Origin of the sequence: Mycobacterium sp. (assembly GCF_040398885.1) — a bacterium.
Lineage (GTDB): Bacteria > Actinomycetota > Actinomycetes > Mycobacteriales > Mycobacteriaceae > Mycobacterium.
This window is the reverse complement of record NZ_JBBATF010000189.1, coordinates 2,795-4,810: the sequence shown is the minus strand read 5'-3', so window position 1 is coordinate 4,810 and position 2,016 is coordinate 2,795. Positions and strand designations below refer to the sequence as shown.

General features: G+C 65.0%; 2 protein-coding genes. Both read left to right on the top strand.

All coding sequences use genetic code 11. From position 1 onward, the window contains the following. On the top strand, positions 1-710 hold a 710-nt coding region (rpoD, locus tag ADBZ5U_RS14295), incomplete at its 5' end, for an RNA polymerase sigma factor RpoD (RefSeq protein ID WP_526811280.1). A gap of 370 nt (positions 711-1,080) precedes the next feature. Next, the coding region (locus ADBZ5U_RS14290) for a PE-PPE domain-containing protein (protein ID WP_526811278.1) at positions 1,081-2,016 on the top strand (936 nt) is incomplete at its 3' end.

The following is a 2,016-nucleotide window of genomic DNA, read 5'->3' as shown; positions in this document are numbered from 1 at the left end:
ACCATCTGCTGGAGGCCAACCTGCGCCTCGTGGTCAGCCTCGCGAAGCGCTACACCGGCCGCGGCATGCTGTTCCTGGACCTGATCCAGGAGGGCAACATCGGCCTGATCCGCGCGGTGGAGAAGTTCGACTACACCAAGGGCTACAAGTTCTCCACCTACGCCACCTGGTGGATCCGGCAGGCGATCACCCGCGCGATGGCCGACCAGGCCCGCACCATCCGCATCCCGGTGCACATGGTCGAGGTGATCAACAAGCTCGGCCGCATCCAGCGCGAGCTGCTTCAGGATCTGGGCCGGGAGGCCACTCCGGAGGAACTCGCCAAGGAGATGGACATCACCCCGGAGAAGGTGCTGGAGATCCAGCAGTACGCGCGGGAACCGATCTCGCTGGACCAGACCATCGGTGACGAGGGCGACAGCCAGTTGGGCGATTTCATCGAGGACTCCGAGGCCGTGGTGGCCGTTGACGCGGTTTCCTTCACCCTGCTGCAGGATCAGTTGCAGTCGGTTCTGGAGACGCTGTCCGAACGCGAAGCCGGCGTGGTTCGGCTGCGGTTCGGCCTGACCGACGGCCAACCGCGCACCCTCGACGAGATCGGCCAGGTCTACGGCGTCACCCGTGAGCGAATTCGCCAGATCGAATCCAAGACCATGTCGAAGCTGCGCCACCCCAGCCGCTCTCAGGTCCTCCGCGACTATCTGGACTAGCAACCGTTTCTGGACTAGCAACCGTTTCGCTCTCGATTCTCTTGGTCGCGCTTCAGGCTCCTCTCAGCATCGGTAGCTGCGGCGATGCGGGTCCTAAGTCCTCTCCCGGCAGGCAAATAGCCCTCGAACACGTTGCGTCGGCAACTATCGAGCACACTTCAACCGGGGACGACCCGGTAACGTCGACGGCGCATCGACCCAGCAAATAGCGATTCGGCGGCGGGCACAAGCCCCCGCGGTCGCCCTTCGCCAGACCGTTCAGCAAAGGGAATTGCCGACGGCAAGTATTAGGTGCGCCGACCCACACGAGGTAGCATCGTCCTAAGGGTCTAGTTCCGAACTAGATCTAAGAGAGGGAACGGTGTCGGCGGTGCGGAAATTCACAGGGTCCCTGGCGATCATGGCAGCGGCCGTCGGTATCGCGCTGACCTCGGCAACACCTGCCGTCGCCGCCAACCAGGCGCTGATGCTCAACGGCATCGGCAGCGGTTTGCTGCCCGACCTCGTCATGTCCCAGGTGCTGGGCGGGATGTTCGGCGACTACCAGCGCACCGCCGTCGGCTGGCCGATGCAGGCCCGTCCGGTGACCGGTCCCGAAAGCCTGCTGCTCACCGAGTCCGTGGCGATCGGCGTCGACAACCTCGACGCGGCCATCAAGACCGCACTGGCCAAGACCGGCCCCGACGAGCACGTGACCGTCGTCGGACTGTCGGCCGGCGCCCTGGTCGCCGACGAGCAACTGCGGCGTCTCCTGGCGGATCCGAACGCGCCCGACAAGGACAAGCTCTCCTTCGTCGTGGTCGCCGACTCCAGCCGGGCCAACTTCAACAAGAACCGGTTCGACAAGACCCTCAACTACCAGTACCAGGTGCCGGTGGCGACCAAATACGACACGATCGTGGTCACCGCCGAGTACGACGGATTCGCCGACTTCCCGGACCGGCTGTGGAACATCGTCGCCGTCGCGAACGCCTACGCCGGTGAGATCGTCAACCACGTCCCCAGCGTGTTCACCGATCTGTCCACGGTGCCCGAGCAGAACATCACCGTCACCACGAACTCCCTGGGCGGTAAGACGACGAGCTATTTCGTCCCGTCCGACAACCTGCCCCTGGTGGAGCTGCTGCCCTTCCTCGAACCGCAGGAAGAACAGCTGAAGAAGATCGTCGACGCGGGCTACATCCGCAACGACCCCAAGAGCACTGCGCCGACCGCCGCCGCGGTCGCTGTGGCGCCCGAGGCCCCGGCCGTGAGCGCCCCCGCCGAGCCGGTCGTGAACAAGCAGCAGGAGCCCGAGCCCCAGCCC